The following is a 21,354-nucleotide window of genomic DNA, read 5'->3' as shown; positions in this document are numbered from 1 at the left end:
CAACATCGGGCGAAATCAATCACGAAGGGCCTTATGTCCCCCACGTGCCCGGGTCATACTCCGCCGGGGCCAATCCCCAGAAGGAGCACTCGATGAGATCATTGAAGAGCGTCTGCATGTTGCTGTGCATGGCCGTTGCCACCGCATGTGGTGGAGAGCTTCCCGAGGACGTCAACACGGGCGAGGGGGAGGCCACCCCCATGACGGAGGCGGTCTCCCACGACACCTCCGCCCAAGGGTCTCTCATTCCCCCGGGCTGTGGGTCCTTCAAGCAGCGATGCTGTGCGAACAATGTCTGTTACAACGGACTGGAGTGTGACCCTTCGTCGAACACCTGTCTCTACTGAGGCACGTCGGGCGTCAGCCAATAGCGCTGACGCTGGAAGGGATAGGTGGGAAGCGCGATCCGGCGCCGTGAGTGGGGCGCATCGAAGGCCGCCCAATCCACCTCCACGCCCCGGACGTATAGCGCGCCGAGTGTCTCCAACACCTGCGTCCACTCCGCGCTGTCCGCTCGTCCCACATCCAGCCGCACGCCCACGTCACTGGCCCGCGTGACCCGGGGCAGCACGGCCGAGGCCCAATTCACGGCGGGACCCGTCTCCCCCGCCGCGCGCCGCAGCCCCGCTTCGAGCCCGAGCACCCCCGCCTCCACCGCCGCGACCCACTCCCCTACCCCCTCGCCCGCCACCGCCGAGGGCCTCACCCCCCACGCCCGCCACATCCGAGCCAACGCCCACTGCCGCGCGAACACCGCGATCCGCTCCTGGGATGCGTCCTTCCACCGCCCCGATCCCTCTCCGTACATCAGCCCCACCAACGGCTCCCCCAGGACGTCCTTCACGGCCGCCGCACAGGCCTCCAGTCCCTCACGAAACGCGGGTTGCGTGTCGTACAGCTCCCGGCCCCCGGCCGCCCCCTCTCCGCCAAAGACGAACGTCACGTCCGGCGCCAGCGCCCCTGGCATCACCTTGCTGCCCCCTCGCGCCTCCAGCAGCCGCTCGCGCACCTGCCGCGCATCGCGCCCCACCACCGCCAGCCGGTGCTCGAAGTGCGTCCGCCCCACCGCCGCCGTGAAGCACACGTCCCCCAGGGGCTCGGTGCTCATCGCCAGGAACCGGGCGTAGCGCTCCACCTGCGCCCGCAGCGCCTCCTCGCTCCGGGCCGACAACACCAGCACGTGTCCGGGCCGCTCCGGACGCCGCTCGGGTTCCACCCTCGGGGGAGGCTCCGCCAACACCACGTGCGCCAGCGTCCCCGTCCGCCCGTAGGACGTCACCCCCGCGATGCGCGCCCCCTGCGTAGGCGTCCACGCCGTCAGCTCCCCGGGCACCTTCACCGCCATGCTCGCCCAGTCGATGCGCGGGTTGGGCGTCTTCAGGTGCAGGTGCGTCGGCAACTGGCCATGCCTCATCGCCAGCACCACCTTCATCATCCCCACCACCCCGGAGGCCGCCTCGGGATAGCCCACGTTCGTCTTCACCGAGCCCATCCACAGTGACTCGCCCCCCTTGCGCCCCTCCTTCAACACCGACCACATCGCCTCGACCTCGATGGGATCTCCCATCGCCGTCCCCGTGCCGTGCGCCTCCAGGTAGCTCACCTCCACCGGAGCCACGCCCGCGTGCTGGAGCGCCTGGCGGATGACTCCCTGCTGCGCCACCCCATTGGGCACCGAGAAGGCGCTGCTCGGCCCGTCATGCCCCACCGCCGAGCCCCGGATGATCGCCAGGATGGGCGCGCCCCGCGCCCGCGCGTCCGACAGCCGCTCCAGCGCCAGCACCCCGCACGCCTCCGCACGGCCAAAGCCATCCGCCGATGCGTCGAAACTCTTGCACCGCCCGTCCGGCGAGAGCGCTCCACTGCTCGAGAGATAGACACTCACCTCCGGCGAGAGCAGCAGGTTCACCCCGCCCGCCAGCGCCACGTTGCACTCCCCGTTGCGCAGGCTCTGACAGGCCAGGTGCACCGCCACCAGTGACGAGGAACAGGCCGTGTCCACCACGAGGCTCGGTCCCTGGAAGCCCCACAGGTAGGACAGCCGCCCGGAGATCGCGCAGTTGGCTCGCGCCCCCATGAAGGTGGGATCAATGCCCGCGAGCCCCTCCTGGTCCAACACCCGCTGCCCGTAATCGTTGTTCATCACCCCCACGAACACGCCCACCCGCTCGCGCCTCGCGCGATCCACCGCGTGCCCCGCCCGCTCCAATGCCTCCCACGCCACCTCCAACACCAGACGTTGCTGCGGATCCATCCGCTCCGCTTCGCGATCCGAAATGCCGAAGAACCGGGCGTCGAACCGCTCCACGTCCTTCAGGAAGCCCCCCCGCCTCGTGGCGATCTTCCCCGGCTCCGTGCCGAACAGGGCCTCCGCGTCCCACCGGTCCGGAGGCACTTCGCTCGTGGCGTCCACGCCCCGCACCATCAACTCCCAGAAGTCCTCCGGCCCCTCCACCCCTCCCGGCAGCCGGCAGCCCATCCCGACGATGGCGATGGGCTCCCGACGCGCCGCCTCCGCCTGCTCCAGCCGCGCCTCCAGCTTGCGGATCTTCACCAACTGCTGCTGGAGCAACTGCCGGTAATTGATTTCCTCGGACATGACGGGTCCTCACGAATCCTTGGCGAGATCCTCGGCCACCAGCCGCGCCAGCTCGGCGTCGGACAGCGCATCCAGTTCCTCCGCCTCTGGCACCGGGGAGGCCTTGACCACGATGGGCGCAGGAGGCGGCACAGCCGGCGCCGCCTGGGCCTGGACATCGAGCTTCAAGACGTCGGTGAGCAGGTGTTGTCCCAGGAAGTCGACGGTGGGGTGATCCAACGCCACCGTCGCGGGCACCGACACGCCGAGCTGCTTCTGCAACACATTGCGCAACTCGATCGCCATCAGCGAGTCCATTCCCAGCTCGGCGAAGCCCTGGCGCCAGTCGACCTCCGAGGGCTCCAACCGCAGGATGCGCGCCGCTTCCTCCTGGAGACTGCGCACCAGCAGGCGGGAGCGCTCCTGGGGCAGTGCGCTTCGCAGCCGCTCGGCGAGTGGTGCACCCGCCCGAGTCTCGGCGGCACGGACCGGCGCCAGCGCCGCGTAGAAGGGCGAACGGCCCAGGGCCCCCAGCGACTCCAGGTACACCGGCCACTGGATGGACAGGAGCGCCACCTGGGGCCGGCCACTCGCGAGCGCCTCGCCGAACAACGCGAGCGCTCCCGCCGTGGGCAGCGGCCGGATGCCCCGCCGCTCCAGCGACCGGGCCAGGGTTCCGTCCGACGCACCCACCATGCCCGTCTCCGCCCAGGGGCCCCAGTCGAGCGACTGCGCGGGCAGTCCGTGCGCCCGCCGCTCGTGCGCCAGCGCGTCCAGGAAGGCGTTCGCCGCGGCGTAGTTGCCCTGTCCCCCCGAGCCGAGCAGCGCGGAGGCCGAGGAGAAGAGGACGAAGAAGTCCAGGGACCGGTCACGCGTGAGCCGGTGCAGGTTCCACGCGCCCGCGACCTTCGGGTTCATCACCCGCTCGAAGCGCTCCAGGTCCTGTTGCAAGAGCGCGCCATCCTCCAGCACGCCCGCCGCGTGGATGACACCCCGCAGGGGCGGGGATGCCTCATCCACCTGACGCAGCAGCCGGGACACCTCGTCCTCGCGCGATACGTCCACGGACGCGAGCGTCACCTGGGCCCCCGCGTGTTCCAGGGCACGCACCGCCTCGGTGGCCAGCGCCGAGGGCGCCCGGCGTCCCACCAGCACCAGGTGCCGCGCGCCCCGCTCCACCATCCACTTCGCCACCTCCAGGCCCAGTCCTCCGAGCCCTCCCGTAATGAGGTAGGTGGCCTCCGGGAGCAGCACGGGGGCCACGTCCCGTCCGCCCCGCTCCTCACGCAGCTCGGGGTGCAGCCGCACGCCCCGGCGCAACACCACCTCGCGTCCGGCGGTGCTCTCGCCACGGGCCAGCTCGGCCAGCAGCCCCCGGAGGCTGCCCTCCTCGTCCCGGGCGTCCAGGTCCACGCGCGTGCAGCGCAGCTCGGGGTGCTCGCGATCGATGGCCCGGCCGAGGCCCCACAACGGCGCCTGGGGCAGGCTCACGGGGCCGTTGCTCACCGCCTGGGCGCCTTGCGTGACGAGCCACACCGGCACCACCGTGTTGCTCCCCACCAGCCCCTTCACCAGGTGCAGGGCCCCGCCGCTCGCCTCCAGGACGGCGCGCTGCACGGTGTCCGCCGACGCGTCCTCGGACGCACGGGCATCGAGGCCCGCCAGGTACACCACCCCCGCGCACCCCTCCGCGCCCAGGGCCTCGCTCAACAGGCGCGCGCAGTCCTCCGGCCGCCACGCGTCCACCTCGAAGGAGTCCGCGCCGAGCTTCTGGAACACGGCCGCCGAGCGGACCCGGATGACCGAGGCCCCGTGCTCCTCCATCAGCCGCCCGAGCCGCTCGCCCACGCCGTGCCGGTCCATCCACAACACCCAGGGTCGGGGATCCAACACGGGCCTCGTCCCGGACGGAGGCGGCTCGGGCTTCCACGTCAGCTCGTAGCGCGCCTCCTCCCTCGGCGCCTGGAGTCCCGGACGCACGGCCTCGCGGCTCGCCATCCGCGCGCGGAAGCCGAGCACCTCGGCCACCAGGCCCTGCTCGTCATAGATGCGCAGATCGCCGCCCAGGGACGCCCCCACCCCGGCCCGGCCGTCCTCCCGGACGCGCGCGTGGCACCACACCGTGCCCCGGGGCCGCCGATGCACGGTGAAGCGCGAGACGCTGAAGGGAATGAGGATCGCGTCGGGGAAGCGCGACTGGTACTCCAGCGTCCAGCTCGTGAGCACCTGGAAGCACGAGTCCACGAAGCCGGGATGGAGCACGTGCTCCTCCAGCGAGTCCGGCAGCTCGGGCAGCCGCAGCTCCCCGAGGATGTCCGCGCCCCCGCGCTTCGCCGAGTGGATCCACATGTAGCTCGAGCCGAGCACGTAGCCCTGCCCGCGCATCCCCCGGTAGAAGTCCTCGCCCAGGAGGACCTCCTGGCAGCGCGTCTGGAGTTCCTCTCGGGACTCCCACGGCTCCGGGGGCGGGGCCTCACCGAGGCTCAGACTGCCGCTGACATGCGGCAGCCACGCCTCTCCACCGCCGTCGGCCCCCAGCGATTTCACCTCGAACGCGCCACCGCGCTCCGGTGGAGACAGGATGACCTGCACCGTGCGCTCCTCGTTCTCCGAGAGGATCAGCGCGCGGGGGAAGGCCAGGTTCTCCAGGGTGCACGCGGGAGAGCCGTACACGTCCTCGATCACCGAGAGCAGCAACGACACGTGCGAGGAGCCCGCCGCGACGCGGGTTCCATAGAGCCGGTGGTCGTCGAGGTGGGCCGGACCGGACGGGCCATACACCGTCTCGTAGACGATCGCGTCGAGCGCCGGAGACCGCAGCCGCCGGCCGAAGTGGGGCGCCGGGGTCTCGTGGCTCCGGGAGGCCACGCGGGGCGTCGAGCCCTTCCACCAGTAGCGCTGACGCTGGAAGGGATAGGTGGGCAGGGGGATGAGCCGGCCCCCACCCGCCGCGAGTTCCGAGGGCTCCCACCGGGGCGCCTGGTCCGCTCCGCTTCCGAACACCACGCCCTCGGGGGACTGGCCCGCCTCCACCGCGGACAGCCGCTCGCGCATGCGCTGCGCCGAGTCGGCCTCCACCGTGAGCCAGTGCTCGAAGCGCGTCCGTCCCACCGCCGCCGTGAAGCACATGTCCACGACGTCCGCACCGTCCTCCAGGGCCCGCGCGTAGCGGCCCGCGAGGGCACGCAGGGCCTCGGGATTCCGCGCCGACAGCAGCAGCACGTGCCGCCGCGGCTCCGTCTCCGGGCGCTTCCGCTCGGACGCGGGCGGTGCCTCCTCCAACACCACGTGGGCGTTCGTCCCGCTGAAGCCGAAGGAGCTCACCCCCGCGATGCGCCGGCCCTGCGTGGGCGCCCAGTCCGTCAGCGCCGCCGGCACCTTCACCCCCATGCCCTTCCAGTCGATGTGCGGGTTGGGCGTCTTCAGGTGCAGGTGCGCCGGCAACTGGCCGTGCCGCATCGCCAACACCACCTTCATCACGCCCGCCACGCCCGACGCCGACTCCAGGTGGCCCACGTTCGTCTTCACCGAGCCCATCCACAGCGACTCGTTGCCCTGGCGTCCCTCCTTCAACACCGACCACATCGCCTCGGCCTCGATGGGGTCTCCCAACGACGTCCCCGTGCCATGCGCCTCCAGGTAGCTCACCTCGGCCGGAGCCACGCCCGCGCTACGCAAGGCCTGCTGGATGACCGCCCGCTGCGCCTGCCCATTGGGCACCGTGAGCCCGCTGCTCGGCCCGTCCTGGTTCACCGCCGAGCCCCGGATGACCGCGAGGATGTTGGCGCCGCGTGCCCTCGCCTCCGACAGCCGCTCCAACACCAGCACCCCACAGCCCTCCGCCCGCGCGAAGCCATTGGCCGACGCGTCGAACGTCTTGCACCGCCCGTCCGGCGCCAGCATCCGCGCCTTGCTCACCGCCAGCATCGACTCGGGCGAGAGAATGACGTTCACCCCCGCCGCCAGGGCCCGCGTGGACTCGCCCGAGCGCAGGCTCTGACACGCCAGGTGCAACGCCGTCAGCGACGACGAGCACGCCGTGTCCACCACCATGCTCGGCCCCTGCAACCCGAGCAGGTACGACACGCGCCCGGCCACCGCGTTGAGCGACGTGCCCGAGGCGAACCATGCATCCACCTGCTCGACGGGCCCCTGGAGGATGACCCGCGCGTAGTCCGCCGCGGTGACGCCCACGAAGACTCCCGTGCGCGAACCCCGCAGCGTGCTCACGTCCTGCCCCGCCCGCTCCAGCGCCTCCCAGGCCACTTCCAGCATCAACCGCTGCTGCGGATCCATGCTCTCCGCCTCGCGCGGCGAGATGCCGAAGAAGCGGGGATCGAACCGGTCCACCTCGCGCAGGAAGCCGCCCTCGCGCACGTACATCTTCCCCGGCGCCTCGGGATCCGGGTCGTACCAGCCCTCCACGTCCCAGCGATCCGCCGGAACCTCCGAGATGGCGTCCGTCCCCTCCTTCAACAGCCTCCAGAAGGCCTCGGGCGTGTCCGCTCCCCCCGGCATCCGGCACGCCATGCCGACGATGGCGATGGGCTCGTCCAAGGCGGCCCCGGCACGGGCCTCGGTCGTCGTGGCGAGGGGAGACTCCTGATGCAGCAGCGAGTCGAGGTGCTCGGTGAGCGCGCGCACGCTCGGGTAGTTGAACGCGAGCGTCGCCGGCAGCGTCAGCCCGAGCTGCTCCTGGAGCCGGCCCTTCAGCTCCACCGCCATGATGGAGTCCAACCCCAGCTCGTGGAAGCCGCGCTCGGCGTCGAGGGGCTGTCCGGCGGACAGGCCCAGCGTGCGCGACACCGTCTCGCGGACCAGCGCGCCCACGGCCTCGCGCCGGGCGGACGGCGTGGCCGCGTCCTTCCAGGCCGGCCGGGGCGGGGCCTTGCCCTCGGGGAGCGCCCGCGTGGGCTCGGAGGCGCCGTGCACGCGAAGGTCCGCCAGGAACGGCCGGGCCCTCCGGGCCTCGAGCAGGGAGCGGAAGCGCTCCCAGCGGATACTCGCCACCACGGCATGAGGCACCCGCGCGGCCACGAGCCGCTCCATCCAGTCCAGGGCGGCCTCGCGATCGAGCGCATCCAGCCCCACGCCCTCCAGCCAGACCCGCTCCTCGATCGTCGCCAGGCCCGCGCCCTCCCACAGGCCCCAGTCGATGCTCGTCGCCACGAGCCCCAGGGCCCGCCGGTGCGCCGCGAGCCCGTCCAGGAAGGCATTGGCCGCCGCGTAGGCCCCTCCGTTCGACGAGCCCCACACCCCGGCGACCGAGGAGAAGAGGACGAAGAAGTCCAACGGCAGCTCGCGCGTCAACGCATGGAGGTTCCACGCGCCGTCCACCTTGGGCGCCAGCACCCGCCCGAGCGTCTCCGCGTCCAGGTCCGCCACCCGCGCGGTCGCGGACACCCCCGCCGCGTGGACGATTCCGCGCAGGGGAGGCAGCGCGCCCTTCATCCGCTCGAGCAGCGCCGCCATCGCGTCGCGCTGGGACACATCCGCCTGGGCCAGCCATACCTCGGCGCCCGCCGCCTCCAGCTCGCGCACCATGGCGATCCGCCGGGCCTGCTCATCCCCCAGCCCCTGGAGCGCGTCCCATCGCGAGCGCTCGGGAAAGGCCCCGCGCATGGTGAGCACGAGATGCCGGGCCCCGCGCCGCACCAGCCGGCGCGCCACGTTCAGCCCGAGCGCTCCCTTGCCTCCGGTGATGAGGTAGGTGGCGTCGGCGCTCACGGGCAGGGGCTGGAGTTCGGGCGCCTCCCGCTCCAGCAACCGCGCCACGTAGCGCTGGCCGTCCCGCAGGAGCACCTGATCCTCGCCGTCCGCCGCGCCCAGCTCCTCCCAGAGCCGCTCCACGCCCTCCTCGGGCCCCAGGTCGATCAACCCGCCCCAGTGCTGGGGACTCTCCAGTGATGCGGTCCGCCCGAGCCCCCACAACAGGGCCTGGGAGGGATTCACACGCGCCTCCGCGCTCGCGGACTGCGCGTTCCGGGTCACCACCCACACACGGGCCGCCGCGTCCGGAGTCCCCTCCAGGACGTGAAGCACCGAAGCCAGCTCCAAGCACGCCTCGTGCGCCCGCTCCGTCTCCAGGGCGCGCAGGAACACCACGCCCGTGCACGAGGCCGCATGCTCCCGCCAGACCCCCGCGAAGGCCGACGGCGCCACCGTCACACAGGCCCTGCCCTGGGACTGGAGGTGCGCCGCGAGCCGACGGCCCTCCTCGCCCTCGCCCAGCACCAACCAGGAGCCCCGCGCCGGGGACACCTCGGACACCGCGCGCGCCGAGGGCCGCCATTCCACCTCGTACCGGGCGCCCTGGCTTCCTCCCTCCGGGGCGGGCCGCGGCACCTCCACCTGGGGCGCCGCGGCGGTGGCGGACGTCTCCGGAAGAGCCCAGTGCCGCTGACGCCGCCACGGGTAGCGCGGCAGCACGAGCCTGCGGCGCGCGGGCTCGGGATCCACGCCCTTCCACTCCAGGGAGTGGCCCTGGACGAACAGGCGGCCCAGGGTGTCCAGCATCTGCTCCTGATCGTCCTGGCCCTTGCGCAGCGAGGCGAGCCACGTGGGCCCGTCTCCCAGGCATGCCTTGCCGAGTCCCAGCAGCGTGGCGTGGGGGCCCACCTCCACGAAGACGTCGATGCCCAGGCCGCGCAGCGACGCCATGCCCTCCTGGAAGCGCACGGCCTCGCGCGCGTGGCGGCGCCAGTAGCCGGGCGCGCCCAGCTCCGAGGGCCCCACCACCCGGCCCATCACGTTGGAGACGAGGGGCAGCTGGCCGGGAGCACGCGCCATCCGCGCCGCCCTGGCCTCCAGCGCGTCGAGCATCGGCTCCATCAACGGAGAGTGGAAGGCATGCGAGACGTTCAGCTTGCGCGTCGCGAGGCCCTGGGCCTCCAGCGCCGCGAGGATGCGCTCCACGGCCGCCGCCTCTCCGGACACGGTGAGCTGGCCCGGGGCGTTGTCCGCGGCGATCGAAACGCGTCCGGGCTCCTTCGCGAGCAGCGGCTCCACCTGCTCGCGGGAGGCGAACACCATGGCCATGACGCCGCCCGGCGGCAGGGCCTGCATGAGCCTCCCGCGCTCGGCGATGAGATCCAACGCATCCTCCATGGAGAGGATGCCCGCCACGCACGCGGCGGCGAACTCGCCCACGCTGTGGCCCATCACCGCATCAGGCACCACGCCCCATGAGCGCCACAGCTCCGCGAGCGCGTACTCCAGGGCGAAGAGCGCCGGCTGGCTGAAGGCCGTCTGATCGATGGGCGAGGTCGCCCCGTCCTTCGGGAAGAGCACCGACAGCAGATCCATCCGCGGCGAGAGCCGCGAGGCACAGCGCTCCAGCGCGTCGCGGAAGACGGGTGCCGTCTCGTACAACCGGCGGCCCATGCCGGCGAACTGCGCGCCCTGACCGGTGAAGAGGAAGGCCACCCGGGGCGGCGTGTGACCCGCCTTCCCCTGGGCCACGCGCTCCTGCCGCGAGCCCGAGGCGAACGCGGACAGGCGCTCGGCGAGCACCCGCGTCGAGTCGCCCACCACGGACAGCCGGTGCTCCATGCGCGCGCGAGCGGTGTTGGCGGTGAAGCACACGTCCGCCGCGTCCTCCTCGGGGTGGGCGGAGAGGTGGCTGGCGTAGCGGCGCGCGAGTTCCCCCAGCGCGTCCTCGTTGCGGGCCGAGAGCGTCAACAGGTGCGCGGGGCGCGGAGCGGGCGCGCGCGTGGGGGCGGCCGGAAGGGGCGCCTCCTCGAGGATGATGTGCGCGTTGGTGCCGCTCATGCCGAACGCGCTCACGCCCGCGAACCGGGGCTGCGCCGAGCGCTTCCAGGGCCGCGTCTCGGTGGGCACGAAGAAGGGCGTGCCCTCCAGGCGGATGCGGGGGTTGAGCCGGCTGAAGTTCAGGTGTTTGGGAATGGCCTCGTGCTGGAGCGCGAGCGCCGCCTTCATCAACCCGGCGATGCCCGCGGCCGCCTCCAGGTGGCCCATGTTCGTCTTCACCGAGCCGAGCGCGCACGGCTGCCCATCGGGCCGGGGCTTGCCCAGCACCTCCACCAGCGCCTCCACCTCGATGGGGTCTCCCAGGGGAGTGCCCGTGCCGTGGGCCTCCACGTACCCGAGCGCCGAGGGTTGCAGCTTCGCGTTCTTCAGGGCCTGGAGCAGCAGGTCCCTCTGGGCGAGCACGTTGGGCGCGGTGAGTCCCTGCGAGCGGCCATCCTGGTTGACGGCCGAGCCACGGATGAGCGCGAGGATCCGGTCTCCCTGGGCCTGGGCGTCCGACAAGCGCTTGAGCACCACGAGGCCACAACCCTCGCCCCGGACGAAGCCATTGGCGCGCGCGTCGAAGGCACTGCAGCGGCCATTGGGGGAGAGCGCCTGCATGCGCACGAGCGATTGGGTGACGGACGGGTGCAGCACCAGGTTCACGCCGCCCGCGAGCGCCACGTCACACTCGCCCGAGCGCAGGCTCTGACAGGCGAGGTGCACCGCCACGAGCGAGGAGGAGCACGCCGTGTCCACCGAGAGGCTCGGGCCCCGGAGCCCGAGCGTGTACGACAGGCGTCCGGGCGGAAAGCAGTGGCCGTTGCCCGTGGAGAAGTAGGCGTCGATGCTCTCTGGATCCGTGGGCAGGAGCCGCGCGTAGTCATCCCCGGTGAGCCCCACGAAGACACCCGTGGCGGTGTCCACGAGGCGCTCGGGATCCTGCCCCGCATGCTCCAGCGCCTCCCACGCCACCTCCAACAACAGGCGCTGGCGGGGATCCAGACTGGCGGCCTCGCGGGGGGAGATGCCGAAGAACTCCGCGTCGAAGCCGCTCACGTCCTCCAGGTAGCCCGCCCAGCGGGGAGCACCCGAGTCGGGCCCGAAGCGGCGGGAGGCCGGCTCGCGGCGGACGACGTCCCGGCCCGCGGCCAAGAGCTCCCAGTAGGCCTCCGGCGTGTCGGCGCCGCCCGGGAAGCGGCACCCCATGCCCACCAGGGCGATGGGCTCGGAGCGCGCGCGCTCGAGCGATTCGATGCGCGCCTGCATCTTCTGCATCGCCATCACCGCGCGCGCCAGGCGCTGCTTGATTTCCTCCTTGCCCTCCTCGCTCACGATGCGTCCTCCCAGCCCGCCAGCGCGTCATCCACCATCTCGAGCAACTTCCCCTCGGACAGCTCGGCGAGCTGGTGCGCCTCCTGCTCCACGGGCGCGGGCCGGTTCTTCTCCTTGCGAGGCTTCTCCACGGGCGCCGCTGGCGCCGCCGGCTCCAGCATGGGCGCCAGGCCGAGCTGCTCCAGCAGGTAGGCCGACAGGGCCATCAGCGTGGAGCGCGCCCACAGCAGCGTCACCGACAGCTTCAGGTCCAGCGCGGCCTCGATGCGGTTGCGCAGCTCCAGGCTCATCAGCGAGTCGAGCCCCAGGCCCCGGAACGGCTCATGCCGCCCGATGCGCGTGGGGTCCACCCGGAGCACCTGGGCGAGCCGCTCGCGCAGGTAGTTCTCCAGCATCGCCACGCGTCCGCCCGGCGCGCAGCGCTTGAGGTCCAACAGCAGGCTGGAGCGTCCCCGCGAGCCCTCGGCTTGACTCTCCTGCGCCAGCTCCTCCCAGACGTGCTGCGACGCCGCGCTCGGGAAGAACTGCAACCACTGGCGCAAGTCGAGCAGCACCGCGCCCGCGTTCGCCGCGCCCTCCGCGAGCAGGCGCTCGAGCAGCGCGTCACCCTGTCTGGTCGTGAAGCTCGCCATGCCCTGGAACGCGAGGCGCTCGCCCCGGTTGGCCCGCGCCGCGGCCAGGCCCACCTCGGAGAAGGGCCCCCAGTTCACGCTCAAGGCCGGCAGGCCCTGCTGGCGCCGGTGGTGGGCCAGCGCGTCCATGGCGGCGTTGGCCGCCGCGTAGTTGCCCTGTCCCGGCATGCCCAGCAGCGCCGCCATGGAGGAGTAGAGGACAAAGAAGTCCAGCGGCTCGTCGCGGGTGAGCGCGTGCAGGTTCCAGGCACCCTGGATCTTCGGCGTCAGCACCTCGCGGAAGCGCGGGAGTTCCTGCTGCTCGAGGATGCCGTCATCGAGCACGCCCGCGCAGTGCAGCACGCCCCGGAGCGTGGGCAGCTCCCCGTGCGTGCGCGCCACCACCTCGGCGAGCCCCCGGGCGTCCGCCACGTCCACGCGCGCCACTTCCACGCGCGCCCCCGTGGCCCGCAGGGCCTCCAGCTTCTCGGTGGCGGACTCGGACGGAGCGCCGCGGCCCAACAGCACCAGGTAGCGCGCGCCATGCCCGATGAGCCACTGGGCCGCCGAGAGGCCCAGGCCCCCGAGTCCTCCGGTGATGAGGTACGAGCCGTCCGCACGCACCCGGAAGCCCGGTTTGGGCGGGACGACGCGCAGCTGCGGATCCTGCATCGTGACGACGAGCTTGCCCACGTGCTGGCCCCGCGCCATCTCCCGGAAGGCGTCGGACACCTGCGACACGGGGAAGGAGCGGTGCTGGACGGGCCGGAGCATGCCGGAGGCCATGCGCTCCATCACCTCGTGCAACAGGCGCGCGCACACCGCGGGCCGCCGCTCGCGCAGGCCGCCCAGGTCGATGGCGACGTACATGAGCCGGCGGCTGAACTGGGACAGATCCAGCGAGCGTCCGGCGTGGATGTCCCGGTTGCCCACCTCGAGGAAGCGTCCGTCCGGCGCCAGCACCTCCATGCTCCGGGTGATGGCGTCTCCGGAGAGGGAGTTGAGCACCACGTCCACGCCCTCCCCGTCCGTCACGCGCATCACCTCGTCGGCGAAGGCGAGCGTGTGCGAATCCATCACGTGGGTAATGCCCATGCCGCGCAGCAGCTCGCGCTTCTCGGGGGTGCCCGCGGTGGCGAACACCTCCGCGCCCAGCGCCTGGGCGATCTGCACCGCCGCGAGCCCGAGCCCGCCCGCGGCCGAGTGGATGAGGATGCGCTCGCCCGCGCCCAGGTGCGCCAGGTGGTGCAACGCGTACCAGGCCGTCATGAAGACGCTGGGGATGGAGCTCGCCTCCTCCACGCCCATGTCCGGGGGCCGGCGCGCCACGAAGCGCGCGTCCACGACGACGTGCGAGGCCATGGCCGAGCGCGCGAAGGCCACCACCGGATCGCCCACCGCGAGTCCCTCCACGCCCTCGCCCACCGCCACCACCCGGCCCGCGCAGTCCAATCCGAGCGGCAGCCCCTCCAGGGGCACGCCGGAGCGGCCCCCTTCCACGTCCTTCATCACGTACAGGCCCATGGTCTTCATCACGTCGATGAAGTTGAGGGCCGAGGCCTCGACGGCGATCTCCACCTCCCCGCGCGCGGGGCGGCGCCGCTCGGCCATGCGCACCACCACGCCGCCGAAGGAGGCCGCGGGTGCCGTCTCCACCAGGAAGCTCTTGCCGGCCGCGGGCAGCAGGGGCTCGTTGAGCATGTCCTTGGCCGCCGAGCGCCGCACGAGCCGCGCCACCATGCGCGTTCCCCCGCGCAGGGCCACCTGCTCGTCCTCCGCGCGCGCCGACAGCTCGCGGCCCAGCGACTCCACGTCCACCTGGGCGGAGGAAGGATCCAGGTCCACGCACGTGCAGCGCAGCTCCGGGTGCTCCTGCCCCACCGTGCGGCCCAGGCCCCAGAGCGCCGCCTGGAGTGCGCCCGGCGTGGGCGAGCCCAGCACCGGCCACGCCCCGCGCGTCACCAGCCACAGACGCGGCGGATCCCTCCAGCCCCAGCGCAGCATCTCCTGCACCACCCGGAGCGCGCCGCCGCAGGCACGCATGGCCGACTCGAGCGCCTGCTCGCCCGGAGCGTCCGGCCCGGCCGCGTCCAGGCCCCACAGGTACGCCACGCCCGCGCAGGAGTTCTCCTCGGGGAAGCACTGGCGCAGCACGGCGCTCAGGTCCTCGCGCGAGCCCGGGGCCACGGTGTAGTGCCGGGCGTGGATGCGGCGCAGGCCCGTGCCCGCCTCCACGCGGATGCATGCCCCGCCCCACGACTCCAGCATCTGCGCGAGCGCCTCGCCCACGCCGGAGGCGTCCTGGAAGATGAGCCACGGCATGTCGGCGGAGCCCGGCTCGAACACGGCGGGCAGGCCCGCGCGGCGCCAGGCGACCTCGAAGAGCGAGCGATCCTGCTCGGCGCGCGCCTTGCCGTAGCGCGTGGGCAGGGCCGCGAGTTCCAGGCCCTCCACCACGGCGAGCGCGGCGCCCTGCCCGTCCAGCAGCGTCACGTCGCCCTCCAGGGTGGAGCCCTTGCGCCAGGACTCGCGGGGGGTGATGCGCGCGTGGGCCCACTGGGGCAGGCCCCGGCGCAGCAGCTCGAAGTGGCGCAGGCGCACGGGCACGAAGGTGGTCTCATCCGAGGGCAGGCACTCGAGCAACACCTGGAGCGCCGCGTCGAGCACGCCGGGGTGCGGAGTGCCCGAGGCCCCGAGCGCGTCGGGCACGGCGATGCGGCCCAGGGCCTCGCCGTCCGTGCTCCACACCTCCTGCACGCCGCGGAAGGAGGGGCCGTACTGGAGTCCGCGCTGCTCCATCTCGTGGTAGTGCGCCTCGCCGATGAGCAGCCGGGACGACAGGCGCCGCTGGAGCTCCTCCACCACGACGGGCGCCGGCGCGCTCCGGGTGTGGCTGTCCGAGGCACGCACCCGTCCGCCCGCGTGCACCGTCCACATCTCCGCGCCGCTGCCGCCCGGGGTGGGGATGAAGCTGGACACCTTGAAGGAGATGGCGCCCGTGGAGCTCACGTCCACGAGCAGCTCGGCCCGGCGCGCGCTGTCGCCGAGCAGCGCCAGGGCGTCGTCGATGCGCAGCTCCTCGAGCACCCACGGCCCGGGGCCGAGCGCGGACTGCACCGCCGTCATCACCCAGTCCAGGTAGGCCGTGGTGGGCAGCAGCACGGAGCCCTGCACCTTGTGGTCCGCCAGCCAGGGAAGGGTGGACAGGCCCACGTCCACGTCCCAGAAGAAAGCCCCGGGGCGCAGGGAGGAGCGGCGGGGCTCGCCCAGCACCGAGGCCGGTGCCGCCTCGCGCTGCCCGTGGGGGAGCGCCGGCTTGGCGCCGGGTTGGAACCAGCAGTCCTGGCGCTGCCAGGGATAGTCCGGCAGCCGCACCTGGCGGCCCCCTTCCGGGTAGAGCGCTTTCCACTCCACCTCGTGGCCCACCACGTAGAGGCCCCCGAGCGTCTCCAGCATCACCGCGCGCGCGTCCTGCTCGCGCCGCATCGACGGCAGCACCGTGCCCTCCAGGCGCAGGTGGGCGATGGTCTGCTCGATGGAGGGCAGCAGCACCGGATGCGGGCTCACCTCCACGAAGAGCGTGTGGCCGCTGGTGGCCAGGCGCTCCACCACCGGCGAGAGCAGCACCGGCTCGCGCAGGTTGCGCACCCAGTAGGCCGGCTCCAGGTCCGAGCCGTCCATCACCTGGCCCGTCACCGTGGAGTACAGCGGCACCTCGCCGCGCCGGGGCGACAGGCCCTCCAGGGCGCGCAGCAGGTCCTCGCGCAGGGGCTCCATCTGCGGGCTGTGCGAGGCCACGTCCACCTTCACCCGGCGGCAGAACACCTCCTGGGCCTCCAGCTTCGCGAGCACCTGATCGAGCGCGTGCGGATCCCCGGAGAGCACGGTGGAGCGGGGGCTGTTGCTGGCGGCCACGGACAGCCAGTCCTCCAGGCCCTGGATGGCGGCGCGGGCCTCCTCCAGCGTCAGCTCCACCATGGCCATGCCGCCCTGGCCACTCACGCGGCGCAGCAGCAGGCTGCGGCGGCAGATGACGCGCGCCGCGTCGTCGAGGCTCAGCGCCCCGGCCACGTGCGCCGCGGCCACCTCGCCCATGCTGTGGCCCACCACGCCATCGGGCACCACGCCCCAGGCGCGCCACAGCCGCGCGAGCGCCACCTGCACGGAGAAGAGCGCGGGCTGCACCTGATCCACGCGCTCCATCCACGCGGCCGAGTCCGAGCGAAGCAGCTCCACGAGGGACCAGTCCACGTGGCGGCGCAGCGCCGCGTCGCACTGCTCGATGGCGGCGCGGAACACGGGCTCCTCGGCCATGAGGCGCCGGCCCATGCCGGCCCACTGCGAGCCCTGCCCCGGGAAGACGAACACCACGGGCTGGTGCCGGCCATCCGCGTGGCGGGTGGTGGACAGGCCGGGGCGGCTCTCTCCGCGCAGGAAGGCGCCGAGGCCCGCCCGGGCCTCGGCGTGGTTGCGCGCCTGGAGCGCCAGGCGGTAGTGCAGGTGGCCGCGGTGGACGGAGGCCGAGTAGCAGACGTCGTGCAGCGACAGCGGGCGCTCCTCGAGCCGGGCGAGCAGCAGGTGCGCGGCCAGGGCGAGCGCCTCGGGCGTCTGCGCGGACAGGGGCAACAGCTCCACGCGCGTGGAGTCCCCGGAAGGCCGTGTCGGGGAGGGCAGCTCGCTCACGGGCGACTCCGGGGGAGGCAGCGCGCTCCAGCGCACCGCGACGCCCCGGGAATGCAGGGCCCCGAGCGCCTCGAGCAGGGCGGCGCGGGGCTCGTCGCGCCGCAACGAGCCCACCACCACGCCCGCGCGCACGGCCTTGCGCAAGAGCTGCTCCACCGGACGGCACAGCACCGGGTGGGGGCTGAGCTCCACGAAGGAGTCGAAGCCCTCGGAGACGAGCCGCTCGGCGGCCTGGGCGAAGCGCACCGGCTGGCGCGGGTTGCGGCAGCGCGCGTCACCGACGCGGCCCTCCGGGCCCACCTCGCGCGCCAGGGTGGACAGCCACATGGGGCCGCTCGCGCGCTCCCACAGCCGCTGCTGGGCGGCCTCCAGCTCGTCGCGCAGGGGCTCCCACTGCCGCAGGCGGCTCGCGCGGTACACCTTCCACACCGCGTCCACCTCGTCCATCCCGCCGGCGATGCACGCCGCGGCCACCTCGCCCACGCCATGGCCCACCACGGCCTCGGGCTCCACGCCCCAGGAGCGCCACAGCGCCGCGAGCCCCATCTGCACCGCGAACGTCAACGGCTCCGCGGCGTCCTCGTCCGTCTCCCCCCGCGCGTGTGGCTCGCGCAGCCGCTCCACGAGGGACCAGCCCGCCAGCGGCATGAAGCTCACGTCCAGCGCCTCCACGCGGGCGCGGAACACGGGCTCGGTGGCCAGCAGCTCCCGGCCCATGGCGGGCCATTCCGAGCCCTGGGGCGCGCACACGAAGGCCACGCGCGGACGCTCGCCGGGCTCGCCGGTGAAGAGGCCCGCGCGGCGCTTGCCCTGGCGCAGGCTCTTGAGCAGCGCGGCCAGGTCCGAGCGCGTGCGGAACACCATGGCGGCGCGGTGGCCGCCCGCGCCCGCGTACAGGGCCCAGGTGCGGCACAGGTCACGCACGGCCACCGGCGCCGAGCGGTTGAGCACCAGCTCCTCCGCGCGGGCCGCCTGGGCGAGCAGCTCCTCGGCGCTGTCGGCCGCCAGGGGCAGGAGCTCCTCGCCCCCCACGGGCGACTCCTCCATCACCACGTGGGCGTTGGTGCCGCCCCAGCCGAACGCGCTCACGCCCGCGGTGGCCGGCCCGTCCTCCCCGGGCCAGGGCAGCGTGTGGCGCGGCAGGCTCAGCCGCAGCTCGCCGAAGGGGATGCGGGGGTTGGGCTCGCCGTGCAGCATGTGTGGGGGCACGAGCCGGCGCGACAGCGCGAGCGCCACCTTGATGACGCCGGCGATGCCCGCGGCGCCCTCCAGGTGGCCGATGTTCGCCTTGAGCGAGCCGATGAGCAGTGGCCGATCGATGGCCCGCCCCTCGCCGAGCGCCGCGCCCAGGGCGCTCGCCTCGGTGGGGTCTCCCAGGGCGGTGCCCGTGCCGTGCGTCTCCACGTAGTGCACGCGGTTGGTGGGCACGCCCGCGCGCGCGTAGGCCTCGCGCAAGAGCGCCGCCTGACCGGGCACGCTCGGCGCGGTGAGCCCATTGCCCAGGCCGTTGTTGTTCACCGCGCTGCCGCGGATGATGCAGTAGATGCGCGCGCCCGCGGCGATCGCCGCCGACAGCGGCTGGAGCACCACGAGCCCCGCGCCCTCCCCTCTCCCGAAGCCATCCGCGCCCGCCGCGAACGCCTTGCTGCGCCCGTCCGGCGACAGCCCGCCGAACTTGGACAAGAGCACGTTCGCCTCGGGCGAGAACATCAGGTTGACGCCGCCCACCAGCGCCAGCCGGCTCTCCCCCGAGCGCAGGCTCTGGCAGGCCAGGTGCACCGCCACAAGCGACGAGGAGCACGCCGTGTCCACCGTGAGGCTCGGCCCCTTGAGCCCCAGCGTGTACGAGAGTCGGTTGGCCACGATGTTGAGCGACTGGCCCGTGGCGCTGTGCAGCGTCACCGCCGCGCGCTCGCTCAGGTGACGGTCCGCGTAGTCGTGCCAGATGGAGCCCATGAACACGCCCGTGCGCGAGCCCTTGAGGCTCGAGGGAGGCAGGCCCGCGTCCTCCAGCGCCTCCCACGCCACCTCCAGCATCAACCGCTGCTGGGGATCCATCTCCGCGGCCTCGCGCGGGGAGATGCCGAAGAAGAGCGGATCGAACCCGCTCACCCCCTCGAGGAAGTAGCCGTGGCGGGTGATCATCCGCCCCTCGGCCTGCGGGTCCGGATCGTACCAGGCATGCGCGTCCCAGCGATCCGCGGGAACCTCCTGGAGCAACTCCCGGCCCTCGCACAGCACGCGCCAGAACGCCTCCGCGTCCGGCGCCCCGGGAAAGCGGCACGCCAGCCCCACCACCGCCAGCGGCTCCACTTCACCCGCGGCCGCCAGGGCTCCCGTCTCCTCGCCCTCGTCGCGCTCCGCCTTCGAGGTGGCGTGGGCTCCGGGCTTCAGGGGGTTCTCGCTCTCCGTCATGTCTTGCCTTCCTGTGTCCCGCTTCCAGCCGTCAAAGACTTGCGCCTCTTACGGACTTCGCCTGTTTTCGTGTGTCCAGCGAATGAAGGCTCGCCCACCCAGGGCCACACCCCGGGTGTCGTCTATTGTGACGCAGCGCATATGAGCGGGGCCCCATCTGAACCCCCTCAAAATCGCATGTCTTTTCTGACTTGAGGAGCGGGTAGAGACAGACCCGCGCGAAAGCAGATAGGGCGGGGATTACCGGGCTGTAAAACAACCGGGAGGCGGGTCATTCAATTCCTGGCATGACCTGGATGCCCAGCTTTTCAATCTCTTCCAGGCTCAACCCCGCTTCCTGGAGGATGTCCCGGGAGTGCTGTCCCAGAGAGGGAGGAGGACGCAGCGGCGTGTCGCCCAGGCGCAGCGGCGTGAGCAGGTGGGTCACCGTCCTCCCCCGAGGGGTATCCACGGACCGCGCGAACAGACCGCGGGCGCGCAGCTGAGCATCCGCGAGCACCTCGTCCCCTTCGAGTACGGGTTCGACACACACGTCCTGGCCGCTGAAGCGTTCCATCCAGTACGCCAGCGGGTGCTCGGAGAACAGGCGCGTGAGCTCGGCCTTCACGCGCGCGCCCGCCTCGCCCGGGGAGTAGCCGTCGGCGAGCAGCTCGGGGCGTCCGAGCACCTCGCACACGCCGGCGAAGAACTTGGGTTCGAGGGCGCCCACGGAGAGGTAGCGACCATCCGAGGTGCGATAGAGCCCGTAGCCGGCGAAGCCGCCGTTGAGGATGTCCGTGCCGCGGCGCAGGGGCGGCGCCTGGTCGCCGAGGAAGAGCCGCGCGGCCAGGTGCATGTGGAGGAAGGCCAGGGCGCCGTCCGTCATGGACACGTCCACGAAGCGGCCCTGGCCGGTGCGCTCGCGCTCGTGGAGCGCCGCGAGCACGCCCACCAGCGCGAAGAGGCTGCCGCCGCCGATGTCGCCCATCTGCACGCCGGGAAAGGCCGGCGCGCCCTCCGTCTGGCCGCCGTAGCCGAGCACTCCCGCGCGCGCCACGTAGTTGAGATCATGTCCCGCCTGGAGCCGATCCGGGCCCGTCTGGCCGTAGCCGGAGATGGCGCAATAGACGAGCCGCGGGTGGAGCGCGTGCAGCGCGTCCCAGCCCAGCCCCAGGCGCTCCATGACACCGGGCCGGAAGCTCTCCACGAGCACGTCGTAGCCGCGCACCAGGCGCAGGAAGGCGTCGCGGCCCGCGGGGGACTTGAGATCCAGCGTGAGCGAGCGCTTGTTGCGGTTGAGCCCGTAGAACAGCGCGCTCTCGCCGCTGTCGCTCAGGGGAGGCATCTGGCGCAGGGGATCACCCCCGGCGGGGTCCTCCACCCGGTCCACCGTGGCGCCCAGGTCGGCGAGTACCAGCGTGGCGTACGGGCCCGGCAGCAGCCGGGAGAGATCCAGGACCTTGAGGCCAGACAGGGGAAGCGTGTTCATGGGCGTGGGGGGGGCGGGGGCGGAAAAAAAAGAAGCGGCGCGAGCCCCAGAGGAGCGCGCGCCGCCCGAGGAAACACGCGGCCCCGAGGGGACGCGGCTTCCGGTGAGTCTAGCCCAGCAGCTTCGCCAGCTTCATGGCGAGGCCCATGTCCATGGGCTTGAACTTGATCTTCCCCTGCATGGCGGCCATCTGCGAGTTGAGCTTCTTCTCGGTGATCTTCACGAAGTCCTCGTTGGACATGTAGACGGTCATCTTGGACGCGCCGTTGATGCCCTCGGACACCCAGCCCTCGGGCTTGGTACAGTCCAGCGTCCACTTGCCGCCGTTGTCGCCACTGATGTCGAAGTGGATGACCGCGTTGATGTCCTTGGCCAGCTCCGGCTTCTCCTTGAGGATGCTCGGGATGCGGCTCTCGATGATGTCCTTCGAGTTCATGCTTGCTCCTTGGGGATTGATTGTTGAATCAACGCCGGCCAGGACCGTAATGACGGGTCCCGGGGAGGTCAAGCCAGCA

The 21,354-nt window shown here is 72.6% G+C and carries 6 protein-coding genes; 1 reads left to right on the top strand and 5 read right to left on the bottom strand.

Going from position 1 to position 21,354, the window contains the following annotated elements:
• Nucleotides 1-92: 92 nt before the first annotated feature.
• Nucleotides 93-347, top strand: coding sequence for a hypothetical protein (locus tag D187_RS45780; RefSeq protein WP_020918727.1), 255 nt, complete (start codon nt 93-95; stop codon nt 345-347).
• Here D187_RS45780 and D187_RS45775 read toward each other — a convergent pair.
• The 5 genes from D187_RS45775 to D187_RS45750 all read right to left on the bottom strand — a co-directional run bounded on the left by D187_RS45775 (nt 341) and on the right by D187_RS45750 (nt 21,275).
• Nucleotides 341-2,599, bottom strand: coding sequence for a type I polyketide synthase (locus D187_RS45775; protein WP_002624107.1), 2,259 nt, complete (start codon nt 2,597-2,599; stop codon nt 341-343). The genes D187_RS45780 and D187_RS45775 overlap by 7 nt on opposite strands.
• Nucleotides 2,600-2,608: 9 nt before the next feature.
• Nucleotides 2,609-11,662 (bottom strand): type I polyketide synthase, encoded by a 9,054-nt coding sequence (locus D187_RS45770; RefSeq protein ID WP_002624106.1) that lies wholly within the window; start codon nt 11,660-11,662, stop codon nt 2,609-2,611.
• Nucleotides 11,659-19,371 carry a type I polyketide synthase gene (locus D187_RS45765; RefSeq protein ID WP_002624105.1) on the bottom strand — a complete coding sequence of 2,571 codons (7,713 nt, stop codon included), beginning with the start codon at nt 19,369-19,371 and terminating at the stop codon, nt 11,659-11,661. The genes D187_RS45770 and D187_RS45765 overlap by 4 nt, the downstream gene beginning before the upstream one ends.
• 271 nt (nt 19,372-19,642) lie before the next feature.
• The gene (locus D187_RS45755) at nt 19,643-20,839 is read right to left on the bottom strand and encodes a CaiB/BaiF CoA transferase family protein (RefSeq protein ID WP_002624103.1); all 1,197 of its coding nucleotides are present in this window, start codon (nt 20,837-20,839) and stop codon (nt 19,643-19,645) included.
• A gap of 109 nt (nt 20,840-20,948) precedes the next feature.
• Nucleotides 20,949-21,275, bottom strand: coding sequence for an SCP2 sterol-binding domain-containing protein (locus tag D187_RS45750; protein ID WP_002624102.1), 327 nt, complete (start codon nt 21,273-21,275; stop codon nt 20,949-20,951).
• Nucleotides 21,276-21,354: the final 79 nt, after the last annotated feature.

This window comes from Cystobacter fuscus DSM 2262 (genome assembly GCF_000335475.2).
Classification (GTDB): domain Bacteria; phylum Myxococcota; class Myxococcia; order Myxococcales; family Myxococcaceae; genus Cystobacter; species Cystobacter fuscus.
This window is presented reverse-complemented; position numbering and strand designations above follow the sequence as displayed.